The following is a 16189-nucleotide window of genomic DNA, read 5'->3' as shown; positions in this document are numbered from 1 at the left end:
AGCGCATTTTATTGTCATCCATAATGCAAGAGTTTTTATCTCATCTAAATCCAATTTTGGATGAAACCGTATGCCCCCTTTCATAGGACCACGGCTGTCATTATGATGGACTCGATAAGCTGTAAAAATTTTTAATTCACCATTATCCATCCGAACTGGGAGAGATACTTCCAGACAGGATTTAGGGTGTTTCAGTTTCTCTAAAGCTTCGGAATCAATACGACAAAATGAAGCGGCCTTATCAAGCCGTGAAAGAGCATCTAAATACATACATTCCTCCAATTAGTGCATTCACGAGGTTTCTTCTGGACAAACCATGGGTACTAACTATTTGTTATTTGGCCTACTCTGAACTCAAAATAATTTCAAACCCATGAGCAAGAGCGTGGGCTTAAACCGGTACTTTTATCTAGTGCACCAGGACTCCAGTATCCTGGTATAAGCAACTCACGTGACCGTTTAAAAAAGAACAGCTACTCCTAACGTGATTGTATCTTGAGTGGTAGGCTCTCCTTGACTTCGAAGAATTCTCTTAAGAGCACCATATTCTTCATCATGTTCGTACTCTGTAAAAATATTAAGCCCTGGCTTAAGACGATAATAAGGCCTAAGGATGTAACGCATTTGGTTTAAGCCATTGCCAATCTCGTTTTTGACGACGGTATGAGTGGCCAGAATGCTGCGAAGCCCAGTGAGGAAGAAGAAGTTATTGGTCAGTTGGTTAGCCCGTGCTAACTGAATGTCAAACTTCACACTGCCATCACGATAATACGTTCTAATATTGGTATCAATATACCAAGGCATTAACCCTTCAATACCAATACCAGGTTGCCAATAAGGGCCTCCGGGGCGATAAAAATAATTGACTCCTCCTTTAACTGCCCAAAATTGGCTAATCAAATGCCAATAGAACACATCGATATCTGCGTTTTCAACGGTTCCTTTATAAATTTCAGCGTCCTCAGTATACAACTGGAGCTTATTGTAATCTGGGCCATAGAGGCCTCTAAACGTCATTTCCTGAGCATTATGAAAAGGATCTTCACCGAGTTCAATATAGCTTGAACGATAGAAACCTTGATGATGCCCTGCGGGGTGTTTGATGAGAGAAGCATCCAGTGGCATGACTTCGTCTTCTCGTACGACCGGCCGATTGATGTAGGCTTGCTGATAGGCGTAATTGTCTGGCTTTCGAGTGCCTTTGGCAATCTCAATGATGGTGGTGTATTGAAATACCCGCGCCATGCCTGCGGTCATGTGCAGAAGATGGTGGCAATGGAAAAACCATTGGCCGCTGGCTTCAGTATCAAAATCGGCAACGGCAGTAGCTCCTGGAGCCACCTCAATGGTATGTAATAAGGGATCGTAAGCCCCATGACCATTGCGTAAAATAAACCAATGACCATGAATATGCATGGGGTGACGCATCATCGAATTGTTGGTAAAAATAATCCGATAACGCTTGCCTGGCTCAATCAAAATCGGTTTGGCCTTGTATTCTGGTAGGCCATTAATAAACCAGATATAACGGTCCATATAACCAAACAATTCCATTTTAATAATCCCATCGACTGGTTTATTCGGATTATTGGTTTTCACTGCTGCTTTTAACTCTTGGTATTTGGTTCCTAAGGTGGTGGCTTTTGCTGAATCAGGCGGCTCTATTTTATCGCCTATGATGGTCGGCTCAATAGGCATCTGCATGTTCATGGAATCATTCATCGACATGCCATGTTCCATAGGCCTATCTGACTTCATGTTCCTATTCATAGACATGTCATTAGCAGAGTGAGATGTCTTACTCTGGCTCATTGCGCTATGATTCATGTCCGGCATAGCCATGCTGTTGTTCATTGCGGTCGACGAGGAGTCAGACTTCATTTGAGCAGAGTGAGACTTCTTACTCTGACCCATTGCGCTATGATTCATGCCCGGCATGGCCATGCTCTTGTTCATTAAGGTCGACGAGGGGTCAGATTTCATTTGAGCAGAGTTAGGCGTCTTACTCTGACTCATTGCCCCATGATTCATACCTGGCATGTCCATACTCTTGTTCATCGAGGTCGATGAGGATTTGGACTTCATTGATGAGGTGTGAGCGGAATGATTGGATGCATTGTCCATTTTCTTTTGGATAGTCTTAGAGGACATCGAATGATTAGCACTTTGCGAACTCATTGCTTGAGAGTGCGAAGGCATGGTCATGGAGGGTTTCATCGCCGTTGATGATGTTTTTTTGTTCATCAAGGCGTGTTGTTGATTTCCACTCATCCCCCCGCTATTCATAGACTGCATCATGTTGGCCATCATTTCTCTTGTGACAGGAAGTGGCTCAGGGAAAGGAGTCACGTGCTGATAGTTGACGACTTGATTAGGATGAGTCACTAAAGCCCCATACGCTTTGCCCAGCGTGTCAATCGACTCGGCATAAATAATGTAAGGCTCGTTTTTTTGAATGGTCACCAGGATATCATAGGTTTCACCTGGTGCAATCCAAAAATCCTCAATGGGATAGGGGGTTACATCATTTCCCTGAATATGCACCATCTCCACTTTGGCATCAGGAATTTTAACACGATAGATGGTGCTTGCTCCTGCGCCAATGAAGCGTAGCCGCACCCTATCCCCTACTTTCACAGGGGCGGTCCAAGGATGAGATTTAGGGTGACCATTTAATAAATACGCATCATACGCCACGTCACTTAAGTCATAGATACTCATGCGCATTTGTTGCATCATTTTATAATCAGCAATTAATTTTTTACGCTCTTCGGATGACGCTTTACGATAATCATGAAGAAACTTCATAAGCGAGGGTTGTAGGGGAAATCGAGGACCGTAATAGTCGCCGTCTTTTTTTAAATTCGCAAGTACTTGTTCCGCAGGGGTGTTGCTCCAATCGGATAACACCACCACATAATCTTTGGTGTAGTGATAGCTTGGAGGATTAGGCGGGTCAATAATAAAAGTCCCGTATAAGCCTTCTTGTTCTTGAACCTTGGCATGGGCATGGTACCAATAGGTCCCTCGTTGGTAAAGCTTAAAGCGATAATGGAACACGCCTCCTGGGGGAATTGGTTTTTGACTCACCCCGTCCACCCCATCCATTTGCCAAGGGACTAAAAGACCATGCCAATGAATGGACGTTCCCTCATCCAAATGGTTATACACATTGATGGTGACATCGTCCCCTTCTTTAAAATGCAACGTCGGTGCTGGAATTTGCCCATTAACAGCAATGGCGCGTCTTGGTTTGCCTGCAAAATTCACCGTTTTATAAGCAACCACCAAATTAACCGTACGCTTTGCTCCACCTGTAATAGTTAGAGGCGTCACCGCTTTAGGAGATTGTTTTTTAGTGGTAGGTTGTTCCATTTTGTATTGTGCAGGTTTCGATTGAGATGGTGTACTCTTCGAGGAAGTTAACGGTTGTGTTGAGGCACCATGTTGCTCATGCTGGGCAAACACAGCAGAAGAACCGAGCAGTAAAAAGGAAAAAATAAAGCAATAATTCCTAATTGAACAACGCAAATCCTTTTGTAACATGTTTCCATCCTTCCATAAAAATCGTATTAATGCGGTGATACCGTCTTTTCTGCTGTGACAGGCAAAACACCATACCCATGCCGATAGACTAATTCCGCCCCATACCAAGCGGTTGTGAGCAACAGCACTTGCACAAGGAATAAAGCCATTAAGAAGAGCAGCGTCGGTTTTTGGTGTTTAATATAACGCCAAACAACCCAAAACGCCATAAGTAAAATGACACTTGCAGTAGCCAGTGCCCAGTTGCGGTGAATCACTTTTACGGCGTGCGCCATAGCACCATGTTTTACCGTATAAAAGGCATAAAACCCAGCGGACACGGTGGTCATCGTGCTCAATGCGGCCAGCCATAAACACCAACGCGCCACAATTTCCAATTCGACAATCAATGGCTTGGTGTTCCAATGAATGTAAGAGGATACATAGGTTAGGGCATAAAGAATCACCGAAACAGTAAATAAGGCCACGGTAAAATGGACAAAAATGGGGTGCCAATTGGGGATAATTTCTATCATGGTCGATGCGTTCCTTATTCCAGTTTGGGGAACCAACATCCCATTCCCTCGTTTCTTCTTATAAAAAAATAGCCAAATGGCTATTCAGTTGACCCCTTTTTATTTCTTATTTTTGTTCATTGAATCGTATCCGTTATGCTAAATGTCAGAGATGAAAATAGCAACAATAAACCGGGTTGTCTTTAGTCGTTGGCAAGGACAAGAACAATCATTTTGAAGGAATTGTTATGAACGCTAAGGATTGTTTTGTAGAGAATGACTACGAAGAAAAAGCTCGAGAAACTAACCCTCTTTTTGATGAGAAAGGGGTTCATGAAGCGGACTTAGAGAGTGAAATGAACCTTGACGAGGAATTTGATGCCATACGCTCCATGAATTAATTTCCTCGCCTGTTAATCGGGATCCTTATAAAGGGCTTCAAACCAATTTGCCATCACGTCATTACGCATGATTCGGGAGGATTCCAACGAATCCCTCATCATCTGCGCAACACCATGCTCTATTTTTTTAAAACAATTGCTCTGTGTAGCCATGCGGCGATTGGCTTGAATGGGTGGGCTTAATAGTTCGATTGCTTTCATCAGCGGATTCACTTTTTCAGAAAACACATAGCGACTTAGGCGCATGGGATGCGTTTTCTCAAGGCACCAGGATAAAAAAGGATTACTTAAGCTCTGCACGGAAGGTTGGATAACTTTTTGATAAATCGAGTCATTGGCTTCGGATGTTTGACGAACCTTGTCAAACTGTTGCGTGGAGCTCGTTGTGCAAAGTTCTGTGAGTTCGCGCGCTTCAAAACGCACATGATATTGTTCTTTACTGCAATCGGGATCGCCTGTTGGGTTAACGATTATCATTTCATAAAGCCCTGGCTGCAATTGCTCAATGGCATCACTATGCTCTAAAATAGCACGATGGTGCAAACGAACGACCTTAGCCGATACAAAGATTCCTAAATGCCCAACGGAAGGATGAAGCAGATACACCACTCGCTGTTTGGCCTTCTTCAATGCTTGTGTCGTAGGATAAATTGTTCTTATCCAATGTAAAGCCTGCCTCGGTGGGGTAATTTGATCGCCTTGGGAAGCAAAGAGAACAATAGGGCTTTGAATGCGTTTCAAATCGTAAACACATCCTTTATGAATCCGCATTTCACCGCGCTCTAGTTGATTGCCAATAAAAAGATTATTCACGGTGGCCATTATCTCTTCCTGGCTAAATTGGTAAAACCCATTCCACCAGCGTTCAAACTCCAAGAATCGCTCCTGCTCTGTGTCAATTTCATCAAATAAGCCATAATACTTATCCCAAATGGCTGTGGTGGGATTGAGTAACTCAAAATTAGAGACCAACCACGCCCCATCAAAGATCCCTTCTTTTAAATCCGATAGAAAACGGGCACTCCAGGAGCCACCCAAGAGTCCCCCTAATAACTGCATGGGATTGGCTTCTTCTTCGCTGTTGGACCAATAAGAAACCGGTGAGCCATTCATGACTGTCAAGCCAACCGATCTCGCGCAATCAGAGGCCAATAAAGCCAGCATCCAACCGGCTTGGCAATTGCCATAAAGAATGGGGGCTTTACCTTCATGCCAGGCTTGGACTTTTTCAACAAAATGGCGCAAAGTCATCAGGACATCGGCGAGCGTTTGATGAGGCACAGGATTAGGATAAAAAATAACAAAATACACAGGATGACCACTATGAAGTGCTACGCCCACTTCAGAGTCCCGTTTGAAACCACCAATCCCTGGCCCATGGCCTGATCTGGGATCCACAATAATCACCGGATGAGCATGAGGATCAAAACACTCTTCAAAGCACACATCACCGACCTCAAGAATTTTAACCAATGCATAATTGGTTTTGGGTTCCAATGATTTCCCATCCAAAACTAATTCATATTTGAAATTAAGCAGTGGTGGCAACCCTTGTTGTTCGTGCTCCATCATATTATTGGCGCGTTCACGCAAGGTATCCCAAAATAAAATAGAACGCTGCCAACAATCCAGTTGATAAGAAATAAAATCATGCCCCATTTGATAAGGCGAATCGGTGTTTTCCTTGTCCATGCGTCACCACCATCCTGAATAATCCACATCTTTATCTGTTGTGGACAGATTTTTACAAAAATGTTCAATCCATTGAATTCCTGCACCCCTCATGACTCATTCCTTGATTAATTAGGGGCATTGGGAGTATACAGCGCACGCAGCTGTGCTAACACTTTTTGCAATTTTTGCCAGTTGGCTTGCGTCCCTTCTTTATCATTGGCATCTCCTGTTTTATCAAGACGAGTCGCCAATTGACCAACATAGCTTAGATTTTGTTGCAGTGTCTTTTTCTGCTCCTCTGATAAATCCTTGCTTAAAGCAGGTAATGCATTGGCTAAATCACGAATGGCAAACGCATGCTCGTGTATGGACGTTAAATCATCCCCGCCTAATATTTGATTAATGGATGCAGAATGCTTGTCTATTGCTTCCCAAATGGCTGGGACGGTTTTAGGAATAGATTCAGTTGGATTAGCAAAAACCTGGGAGCTCCCGAAAACCATCAAAACACTGGCTATAAGCCCCAACCAGAAGTGGTTTTTTTGTTTCAAAGTAATGTGCTTCATGTTATTTCTCCTTGTTCTGTTTCATTGAATTGCATCCGTTTTTTTCGCCATACTTCAATGGCGTTATACACCGTAGGTACTACCAACATATTGAGAACCGTAGAAGTCAATAACCCACCTAAAAGCACTTGGGCCAAAGGTCGTTCAAGTTCCTTTCCGGCAGGCGAACCCCACAACAAAGGAATCAAGCCCAGTGCCGCTGTAGCAGCTGTCATTAATACGGGCACCAAGCGGTCCATGGTGCCATCAATGACCACCTGCTCCCGAGTTTTTCCCTGCAATCGTAATTGATTATAGTGGCTCACCAAAATAATGCCATTTCTCGCCGCAATTCCAAACAGCGTAATAAACCCAATCATGGCGGCCACACTCATCTCGCCACTCACCACAAACAATGAAATGACCCCACCAATAAGTGCCAAGGGCAAATTAAACATCACCAATAAAGCCTCTCGAAACGTCCCAAACGCTTTATGCAGCAAAATCAGCATCACAAAAATCACCAAGCCACCAAAAACCAAAATCACTCTGGAGGCTTGTTGCTGGCTTTCAAATTGGCCGCCGTATTGAATAAAATAACCAGTGGGTAGTTTGATTTTTTCCTGCACTTCTTGTTGCACTTCAGCAATCACGCTACCTAAATCCCGCCCCTCCACATTAAAAGAAATCACCAGCAACCGTTGCACGTTCTCACGATTAATTGCAAAAGGTTGCGGTTCCAATGCAATCTCAGCCACAGCCCGCAATGGGATTTGCGTAATGGTATTTTGCCCCACGCCATGAGCATCAATCAGCATGTTTTGAATGTTCTTGACGCTGTCACGCCCTGGTTTATCCATTCGAAGATACAAATCAAACGTGCGTTGCCCCTCTAAAACGCTGGAAACACTCACGCCATTCAGAAGCACTTGCACGTCTTCCGAAATCTGCCCCACATTGACTCCATAGCGCGCTGCTTTTTCGCGATCGAGTTGAATCACCAATTGAGGGACTTTAATCTGTTGTTCCTTATTCACATCCACCACCCCTGGTACTGATTTTAACAGGGTCTCCATCGATTGTCCTAGTTCATTGAGTGTGGATAAATTATCCCCAAAAATCTTAACGGCCACTTGAGCGCGTACCCCAGAAAGCACTTCATCCATACGATGAGCAATGAATTGCCCCACGTTAAATACGGCTCCAGGAATATTCGCCAAATCCGCACGAATGCGACGCAGCAATTCATCAGGTCTCATGGACTTGTCTTTATCAAAGTTAAGAAGCACATCAAATTCACTGATGTTGGGTGGTAGCGCATCTTCATCAAGCTCACTGCGCCCTGCCCGCTGCGCAATGGAAATCACTTGCGGATAGCGAAGCAATGCTTTTTGTACTTGTTGACCTAAACGCATGGATTCATTAAGGGAGGTTCCCGGCAAGGTACTCATCACGACAATAAAGTTGCCTTCATGAAACTCCGGTAAAAAAGACGTGCCAAAAAAAGGAAGTAACGCCAGTGCAAAGACAAAAGCCGATAATGCAAACGCAAGAACCATTTTGCAGTGGGCAATAGACCATTGGAGTGCTGTTAAAAAATGCTTTTTAAGCCACAAGACAAAGCGAGTTTCGGACTCCGCCTGATGGTTACCTTCCTTTTCTACGGCATAATGCCGTTCCTTATTCGATAAAGCGTGCAGACTCACTTCAACATCTTGCTGTTTTTCTTGACCACACACCAGTAACCAGTAACACAAAGCAGGAACCATAGTGATGGAGACCACGAGAGAGCCCAATACCGAGGCAATGTAGGCAATGGCTAAGGGGCTAAAAATATGCTCAGCAATCCCCGATAAAAAGAAGATGGGTAAAAAAACCAAACTAATGATAATCGTGGCATAAACCACTGAACTTCGAATTTCAAGCACCGCATCAAAAACTACTTGTATGGTGGGTAAAGGATGGGCTTCCTGACGATTAATCCGTAAACGGTGCACCACGTTTTCCACCGTAATGATGCCGTCATCGACTACTTCTCCAATGGCAATGGCCATACCACCTAAGGTCATGGAATTGATGCCAATACCAAAATAATGAAGCACTAGAATACCCACTACGAACGAAACGGGCATCGAAAGGAACGTAATAAACGAAGCGCGCCAATTCATCAAAAAAACAAAAAGAACCGCAATAACAATCACAGCCCCTTCAAGCAAAGCCCGAGTTAAATTGTGAATGGCAGATTCAATAAAGCTGGTTTGGCGAAACACATTAGTCATTAAGGTCACATCGTGAGGCAAGGACTTTTTAATTTCCGCAAGTGCTTTTTCGACTTTCTCTGTGGTCGTGACCGTATCAGCCCCATAGGCTTTAGAAATTGTCCCAATCACCGCATTTTGGGTATTATAAGCTCCATCACCTCGCTTAATTTCTCCACCAAAAGCAACATTTGCCACATTATTCATGGTAATAGGTACCCCATTACGAACCACAATCAATGTTTTTTTGATGTCTTTAAGCGTCTTAATCCGCCCAAGGGTACTCACTACGAATTCGGTTCCTGCCTGGTGAACAAAGGCACCGGGTACGTTTTGATTCGCCGATGTCAGCGCTTGTCGCACGTCTTCCACCGAGATTCGATAAGCGAGCATACGCTCAGGAATGAGGCGCACCTGGTATTGCTTGACCTCACCACCCAGGGAAACTACAGAAGCTACGCCACCTAATGCTAGAATCCTGGGACGAATCGTCCAATCCGAAATAGTGCGCAAGGTTTCAGGACTTTCGGTGCGGCTCACCAACGCATATTTGACCAACCACCCCACGGCAGACGTAACCGGTAACATGATGGGTGACTCAACGCCAGGAGGGAGGCGATTGACTACTTGTTGAATGCGTTCATTAACTAACTGGCGATTACGATAAATGTCAGTTTGGTCGTCAAACACCACCGTGATGGTGGACAGTCCCACAGACGTTTTAGAGCGCACACTAACCACCCCTGGCGTGCCATTAATCGCACTTTCCAAAGGATAAGTAATTAAAGTTTCTACATCTTGCGTGGCCATGCCAGGCGCTTGCGTTTGCACCACCACTTGCGGTGGGGCAAATTCGGGAAACACATCTACTGGCATTTGTTTTAAAGTATAACCACCCAGCAAACAAAGAATAATCGTTAAGGCCAAAATCAAGGGGCGATTATGTAACGACCAGGCAATTAAGTGCGTAAACATTTAGTGAGGCTCCTCTTGGCCTGAATGAGGCTTACTACCCCCACTCAACCACAAAGTATAAAGCTCACGATGTCCTTGCGTCACAACAAGGTCGCCAGGAACTAGCCCGTCTTTAATTTCTGAATACTCATCATCCACGGCACCCATTTGAACAACGACGCGATCATAAATATCCTTATTTTGCACAAAAACAAACGACTCGTTATCTGCCTGCAACACGGCCGCATTGGGTACGGCAAGTGCTGCTTCATTACGCGCTAAAATGACGTTGGCGCGTACAAACATTCCGGGCTTTAGGAGTTTCTCTTCATTATCCAAGGTGATGCGCACATTCACGGTACGGGTTAAGGAGTCAAGATTGGGTTCAATTAAAGTCACTTGGCCTGGAAAAGTTCGCTTGGGGTAACTTAGGGCATGAACATTCACTTCTTGCCCTACCTTAATCTTATCTAAATCTTCTTCATACACTTGAGCGATGACTAACAGTTTGTCGCGATTGCTGATGTGAAAAAGAACGGTGTTCGGTTCAACGGCTTGACCTAAGTTAATGTTCCTGGCATCAATGATGCCCGCAATGGGTGCCGTGACCGCAACACTTGGTGGAGGATTACCCACTAATCTTGATTGCACTGTGGCTAAGCGTTGTCCTGCCTTGACATTATCTCCTAAATTCACATCAATGGCCGTCACACTTCCGCTAATCCGAATGCTAACATCCGCTTGCGCATCAGGTAACAATTGAATTTGGCCATTTAAACCAAGCATTTGCGCCATAGGACGATTGGTTGCTTCCACTACCTTGATGTCAAGCATCTTGGTTTGCTGGGGTGTTAAATGAACTGGGCCTTTAGCTCCTCCCTCACTCACTTCAATTTCTTCTCCATGGGCAAAGCACCCTTGAATAGGAAAGAGTAGACTAAGAAACAGACTAATTAATGCCATCCTTCTCATGCGCTGTTGCCATCTCATTTACTATCCCCATTCCTTTGATACGCTAAATAAGGGCAAAACCCATTGGTTTTACCAGGACCAATAGCTGTACATAAAGCCACATACACTTGCAAATACTTTTCTAACGTGTTGAGATAAGTCGTTTGTAAATCATTTTGTTGTTTTTGTACTTGCAGCACATTCAAAAAAGAAATTTGTCCATTCTCATAAGAGTCACGAGCCAGTGTGACATTCTCAACCGCTAATTTCAGAGAAACCTGTTGCGTTTCCCTAAGACTCATTTGCAGCGCTTTTAATTGCCCATAGTTACTGGTTACTTCCGTCTCAATACTTAAATTCAAAGCACGCAAAGCCATTATTGCCTGAGTCCCTGTGTGACTTGCTTCTAAAATTCGCCCCTGATTACGATTAAACAGAGGAAGAGGCACGGAAAGAGTCACACCCAAAGTCCTATCGGCAGGTTGAGGTGGGCCCTCTTCGACCACAATTTTATCTTGTTGTACCCCAAGCCCTACCGTCCAATCAGCAAAACGCTCGGCTTTGGCCAAACGGCGATCGGCATTGGCGCGTTCAATCGATAATGCGATGGATTGACGGTCTGGACGATTTTTAAGCGCTAAGGCTTTTAAGCGGGGTAATTTAAGGAGCGTTCTCTCAGCGATAAAATCCATCTTAAGGGATAAGGGTGAATTGGCTTCTCGCCCCATCAATTGATTCAGTAGCGCATATTGGCTAATACGAAGACTATGCAACAGGTGCTTTTCTTGCCCGATACGCAGATACTCAATGCGTGCCGCATTCTCATCCAGCTTTGAAATTTCAGCCGCGTGATAACGGTTATGAATCACATCAACAAGCTCTTGGTTTATCCGTAATAAGTAATTCACCTGTTGCGTGCGACGCTCAGTAATCATCGCGGCATAAAATGCATTTGCTACTTTGGCGCTTAATTGGCGCTCTGCTTCCCTGATTTCTGCCATGGCTTTCAATACATCTAAACGCGCCACTGTCTTTTGCTTTGCAATACGCCCAGAAATAGGGAATGCTTGATTAAACCCAGCACTTCGTGAATATTCCCCTTCATCATTAAATAAGCGATCGTCGTTGTTGGAGAGGTTGAGGCTTGGATTGGGCCAAAGGCCAGCTTGTAGCAAACGGGCCTTGGCAATAGCCACATTATAACGAGCGGCTTTTAAATCCTTGTTGTTTGCAAAAGCCATTTGAGTTATTTCCTGAAGAGTCCATGCCTTCCCCGCTGTTGCCAAAGAGGCATACAGCAACAGAAGAACGACCCTATAAGAAAACCGCCAAGCACGATGATATTCCATAAACAATGGCTCAAAGAGGTCTATCTATTGTTTTATCTTGCATCGGTAGGCTCGACCTACCATCCAATGGTCTGCCACGAAATCATTTTTGGGATTGCCTTCATAAGTTTGCTGATGTTGACTCACCAAAACCGTATTAGCACCTAATAACGCCGCTTCATTTCTTAGGATATTTCGTTCGTCCTTGATCAAATGCTCGTGTGATTGATAGGATTGGCTCATGCCATTGCGATCGTAGGCTCTGACTTCCCCTAAAAAAGTACAGCCTTTTGAGAGCTGACCTGACTGGAGAATGGTTACTTTTTCTCCTTCAGGGGTTAACTTGGCATTATAGGAACAACCCACCAGAAAGGCGGGAATTATCACCAGGAGGGTGCGTTTCATCAGATAATGAGTCATAAATTAATCCCTTCTTTTTATTATTTTTATTTTCTAGTATCTCCCACCCAATGCCATTAAACAATGGGTTGTAAAATAATAGATGATGTCGTACCTGCTTCTGCAGTAAGATGACTGTTTTATGCATTCTCTTTTTCTAGTCAGCGATTGGATGGATACTCGTGTCGATGAGATGGTTTGTTGTTGCAAGCATTGGACTATAGACACAAACCGAGCCATTGATTTTTCTTTGTTTTGCCGCGTAGCACGCCAAATCCGCTTCTTTGATGACGGTATTCACTGAGGCCGAGTGAGGATTCATCTGAGTGATGCCAATAGAGCAACCTAGATTAAGCTCCGATAAAATACCTTCTTTGAACGATTGTCTCGTCACAGTGATAAGATTTTCAGCAATCTTTTTCGCCTCATCGATAGAGATGTTTTCCATCACGGCAATAAACTCATCCCCACCATAACGAGCCACGATATCATCCTTTCGCAATCGCTGCGTTAGGAGTTGCCCAAATGTTTGTAACGTGTTATCTCCCGCATCATGACCATAACGGTCATTGACCGTCTTAAATTTATCCATATCAATAAAAAGAACGATAACCCATCCTCCATGCATCTTAATTTGTTGGAGCCTTGTGTTCAAAACCTCAAAAAGGGTCTCTCTGTTATGACAGCCAGTTAGCGAATCATACTGAGCATGCTGCCTTAATAGTTCGTAGCGACTTTTAAAATCAGCCATTAATTCCGCTTTTTGAATGGTCTTAGTCACCAAATGACACGAAAAATAAGTATAAGTCGCTGCTAACAAAAATACACTGCCATAAAAATAATTAAGGCAATGAGGATCGACCAATAAACCATAAAAAATGCTGGCTATATAACTGAGGATAAAAATGCCAATAAAAGAAAGAGAAACAAACCTTAGTCGCCGATAGTGATTCCCTTGTTGCACTAATCCATTGATTAAATAAGCTCCTTTAGCAAGAAAGACAATACCAAACACTATCATAACAACTGGGATAACCATGATTTTGCCTTAAATACAGTCTGAACTATTTTTTTAGTATAGACTTGATTTTTCTTCAATGAAGTGATCGTGATGATTTTTGTTTAGCCAATACAATAAAGACTAATCACATCTTAAGCTCATCTGACCATCCTTTTTTCATAGTGTCACTCTCTTTAGTCTCAGCGCATTGATAATCACTGACACTGAAGAAAGCGCCATCGCCGCTGCTGCAATCATAGGACTTAAGAGCAAGCCGGTTAGGGGGTACAAAACCCCAGCAGCCAAAGGCACACCCAGTACATTATAAATAAATGCGAAGAAAAGATTTTGGCGAATGTTGCTCATGGTATTTTCTGACAAACGTCGCGCTTTGGCGATACCACGCAAATCTCCATGCAACAAGGTGACCCCAGCACTTTCGATGGCCACATCAGTGCCTGTTCCCATGGCAATACCAATATCAGCTTTGGCAAGCGCTGGGGCATCATTCACCCCATCTCCTGCCATGGCAACAATAAGACCTTTGTCTTTTAATTCACTCACGATGCGACTCTTGTCTTCAGGCATGATTTCAGCTACCACCTTTTTAATGCCGAGGGTCCCTGCCACCGCTTCTGCTGTTTTTTTGCTATCTCCGGTGAGCATGACAATTTCAATGCCACTTTGCTGAAGTTCGAGGATGGTCTCTGGAGTACTCGATTTAATAGGGTCTTCAACCACCAAGAGAGCTACTGTTTTACCATCAACCGCCATAAACATGACTGAGGCGCCTTTACCACGAAGTTCATCAGCCTTTTCAAAAAGAGGGGCATTATCGCTTCCATGCTCTTGCATTAATCTGGCGTTACCAATAGCAACATGATGGCCGTCTACCTGACCTACAACCCCTTTTCCAGTGGGCGCTTCAAACGCTTCGACTGTTCCAAGGGACAATCCTTTTTCTTTTGCAGCATGCACAATAGCATTGGCCAGCGGATGTTCACTTTGATGCTCAAGTGCCGCAGCTAATGCTAAAGCATTATCCTCCACGAAATCATCGGTCACAATGCGTGTCAATTTAGGGTGACCTTCAGTAAGCGTGCCCGTTTTATCGACCACCAGGGTATTGACCTTCTCCATTCGTTCCAACGCTTCGGCATTTTTAATCAATACCCCGCTTTGTGCTCCTTTTCCAACACCGACCATAATGGACATGGGCGTTGCTAAACCTAACGCACAAGGGCAAGCGATGATGAGTACTGACACAGCAGTTATCAAACCATAGCTAAGCGCTGGTTGCGGACCCAACAGTGCCCACACAATAAAAGACAGCACCGCAACCAAAATCACAGCGGGCACAAACCATCCTGAGACGGTATCGGCTAGTCGCTGAATCGGCGCACGGCTTCGTTGGGCATCACTCACCATCTGCACAATGCGTGCAAGCATGGTATCACTGCCCACATGCAGCGCTTTCATGACAAAGCTACCCGTCTGATTAATCGTAGCACCAATAACTTTAGCGCTGGCCTCTTTAGCAACTGGAATGGGCTCACCCGTCACCATGGATTCATCGACAAAGCTTCGGCCTTCTTGCACTTCACCATCCACTGGTATTTTTTCACCAGGCCGAACACGCAACAAATCACCAACGGCAACGTTATCCAGGGACACTTCCTCTTCACTGCCATCTTCCTTAATTCGGTGTGCACTTTCAGGGACCAATTTTAACAAGGCACGGATGGCACTACCCGTTTGTTCTCGAGCTTTTAGTTCCAGCACTTGCCCCAACAAGACAAGCGTAGTAATCACTGCTGCCGCTTCAAAATAAACAGCAACTACTCCTTCTTGACTTCGAAACGCATGGGGAAATACACCTGGCCAAAGGACAGCCACCATACTGTAAATCCACGCCACACCAATACCCATGGCAATCAAGGTAAACATATTGAGTTGGCCTGTTTTTAGAGACTGCCAACCGCGCTTGAAAAAAGGCCAACCTCCCCATAACACCACTGGCGTGGCAAGAAGCAATTGGATCCAACTGGAACCATTACCAGAAATAAAATGCTTCAAACCATGTCCACCCATCTCCAATATCACAACAGGTATAGTTAACATCAATGCAATCCAAAATCGACGTCTCATATCAAGATATTCAGGGCTCACAACCTCCGAAACCGTCACCGTTTCCGGTTCTAAAGCCATACCACAAAGAGGACAATGACCAGGGGCAGATTGGCGAATTTCTGGGTGCATGGGACACGTATAAACAATAGGCCCCTCCATTTTGGAAGAGGCTTGCTGAGTCTTGGGAGAATTATGTTCGTGAGGACAAGCATGTCCTTTACCAGAATGGGTATGTCCTTGATGGTGGTCGTGTTTCATGGTTTGCCCTACCTGTTAAGTGTGAGTATGCTTTGGCTTGATTTACCAATGCAGCGAATGGGCTTAATGCCCAGCACCGCCATGACCACCATGCCCACCCGCGCTGTGTCCTCCATAGCCGCCATCGACCTCTTGGGAGCCATGCTTCACTGCTCCATCGCAGGAACTCAAAAAGAATGGTCCTCCGATTAACCCAATAAGCACTGCAATCATTCTAAAGGCTTTCAACATGGATACTCCTTGTTAATAAT

At 44.4% G+C, this 16189-nt stretch carries 13 protein-coding genes; 1 reads left to right on the top strand and 12 read right to left on the bottom strand.

The window, feature by feature from the left end; genetic code table 11:
• The 3 genes from ACN4Z1_RS05060 to ACN4Z1_RS05050 form a co-directional block, all read right to left on the bottom strand.
• A partial coding sequence (locus ACN4Z1_RS05060; RefSeq protein ID WP_419413475.1) for a Glu/Leu/Phe/Val dehydrogenase dimerization domain-containing protein occupies positions 1-270 on the bottom strand: 270 nt, incomplete at its 3' end.
• A gap of 189 nt (positions 271-459) precedes the next feature.
• Positions 460-3546, bottom strand: a complete 3087-nt coding sequence (locus ACN4Z1_RS05055) for a multicopper oxidase domain-containing protein (protein ID WP_021460681.1) — start codon at positions 3544-3546, stop codon at positions 460-462.
• A 26-nt stretch (positions 3547-3572) separates the two neighbouring features.
• Positions 3573-4100 carry a DUF2231 domain-containing protein gene (locus tag ACN4Z1_RS05050; RefSeq protein WP_031297968.1) on the bottom strand — a complete coding sequence of 176 codons (528 nt, stop codon included), beginning with the start codon at positions 4098-4100 and terminating at the stop codon, positions 3573-3575.
• 188 nt (positions 4101-4288) lie between these two features.
• Between ACN4Z1_RS05050 and ACN4Z1_RS05045 the strand changes: the two genes are divergently transcribed.
• Positions 4289-4441 carry a hypothetical protein gene (locus tag ACN4Z1_RS05045; RefSeq protein ID WP_021460683.1) on the top strand — a complete coding sequence of 51 codons (153 nt, stop codon included), beginning with the start codon at positions 4289-4291 and terminating at the stop codon, positions 4439-4441.
• Between the two features lie 12 nt (positions 4442-4453).
• Here the strand turns inward: ACN4Z1_RS05045 and ACN4Z1_RS05040 are convergent, their stop codons facing one another.
• The 9 genes from ACN4Z1_RS05040 to ACN4Z1_RS05000 form a co-directional block, all read right to left on the bottom strand.
• Positions 4454-6133 (bottom strand): DUF3141 domain-containing protein, encoded by a 1680-nt coding sequence (locus ACN4Z1_RS05040; protein WP_058393165.1) that lies wholly within the window; start codon positions 6131-6133, stop codon positions 4454-4456.
• Between the two features lie 107 nt (positions 6134-6240).
• The gene (locus ACN4Z1_RS05035; RefSeq protein WP_021460701.1) at positions 6241-6681 is read right to left on the bottom strand and encodes a hypothetical protein; all 441 of its coding nucleotides are present in this window, start codon (positions 6679-6681) and stop codon (positions 6241-6243) included.
• Entirely contained in the window at positions 6678-9893 is a 3216-nt protein-coding gene (locus ACN4Z1_RS05030; protein WP_058393166.1) for an efflux RND transporter permease subunit, read from the bottom strand. Before ACN4Z1_RS05030 ends, ACN4Z1_RS05035 begins: the two co-directional genes overlap by 4 nt.
• Positions 9894-10862: an efflux RND transporter periplasmic adaptor subunit gene (locus ACN4Z1_RS05025; protein ID WP_015961479.1), complete on the bottom strand. Its 969-nt coding sequence runs from the start codon at positions 10860-10862 to the stop codon at positions 9894-9896.
• Positions 10859-12172, bottom strand: coding sequence for a TolC family protein (locus ACN4Z1_RS05020; protein ID WP_015961480.1), 1314 nt, complete (start codon positions 12170-12172; stop codon positions 10859-10861). The genes ACN4Z1_RS05025 and ACN4Z1_RS05020 overlap by 4 nt, the downstream gene beginning before the upstream one ends.
• 24 nt (positions 12173-12196) lie before the next feature.
• Entirely contained in the window at positions 12197-12571 is a 375-nt protein-coding gene (locus ACN4Z1_RS05015) for a DUF4156 domain-containing protein (protein ID WP_021436947.1), read from the bottom strand.
• Between the two features lie 136 nt (positions 12572-12707).
• The gene (locus ACN4Z1_RS05010) at positions 12708-13589 is read right to left on the bottom strand and encodes a GGDEF domain-containing protein (RefSeq protein ID WP_025519938.1); all 882 of its coding nucleotides are present in this window, start codon (positions 13587-13589) and stop codon (positions 12708-12710) included.
• Between the two features lie 138 nt (positions 13590-13727).
• Complete coding sequence (locus ACN4Z1_RS05005) at positions 13728-15938, bottom strand: copper-transporting P-type ATPase (RefSeq protein ID WP_058393167.1); 2211 nt, start codon at positions 15936-15938, stop codon at positions 13728-13730.
• Positions 15939-16001: 63 nt separating this feature from the next.
• Entirely contained in the window at positions 16002-16169 is a 168-nt protein-coding gene (locus ACN4Z1_RS05000; RefSeq protein ID WP_015961484.1) for a hypothetical protein, read from the bottom strand.
• Positions 16170-16189 lie beyond the last annotated feature (20 nt).

This window comes from Legionella sp. ST3F1 (genome assembly GCF_048553315.1).
Taxonomy (GTDB): Bacteria; Pseudomonadota; Gammaproteobacteria; order Legionellales; family Legionellaceae; genus Tatlockia; species Tatlockia donaldsonii.
This window is presented reverse-complemented; position numbering and strand designations above follow the sequence as displayed.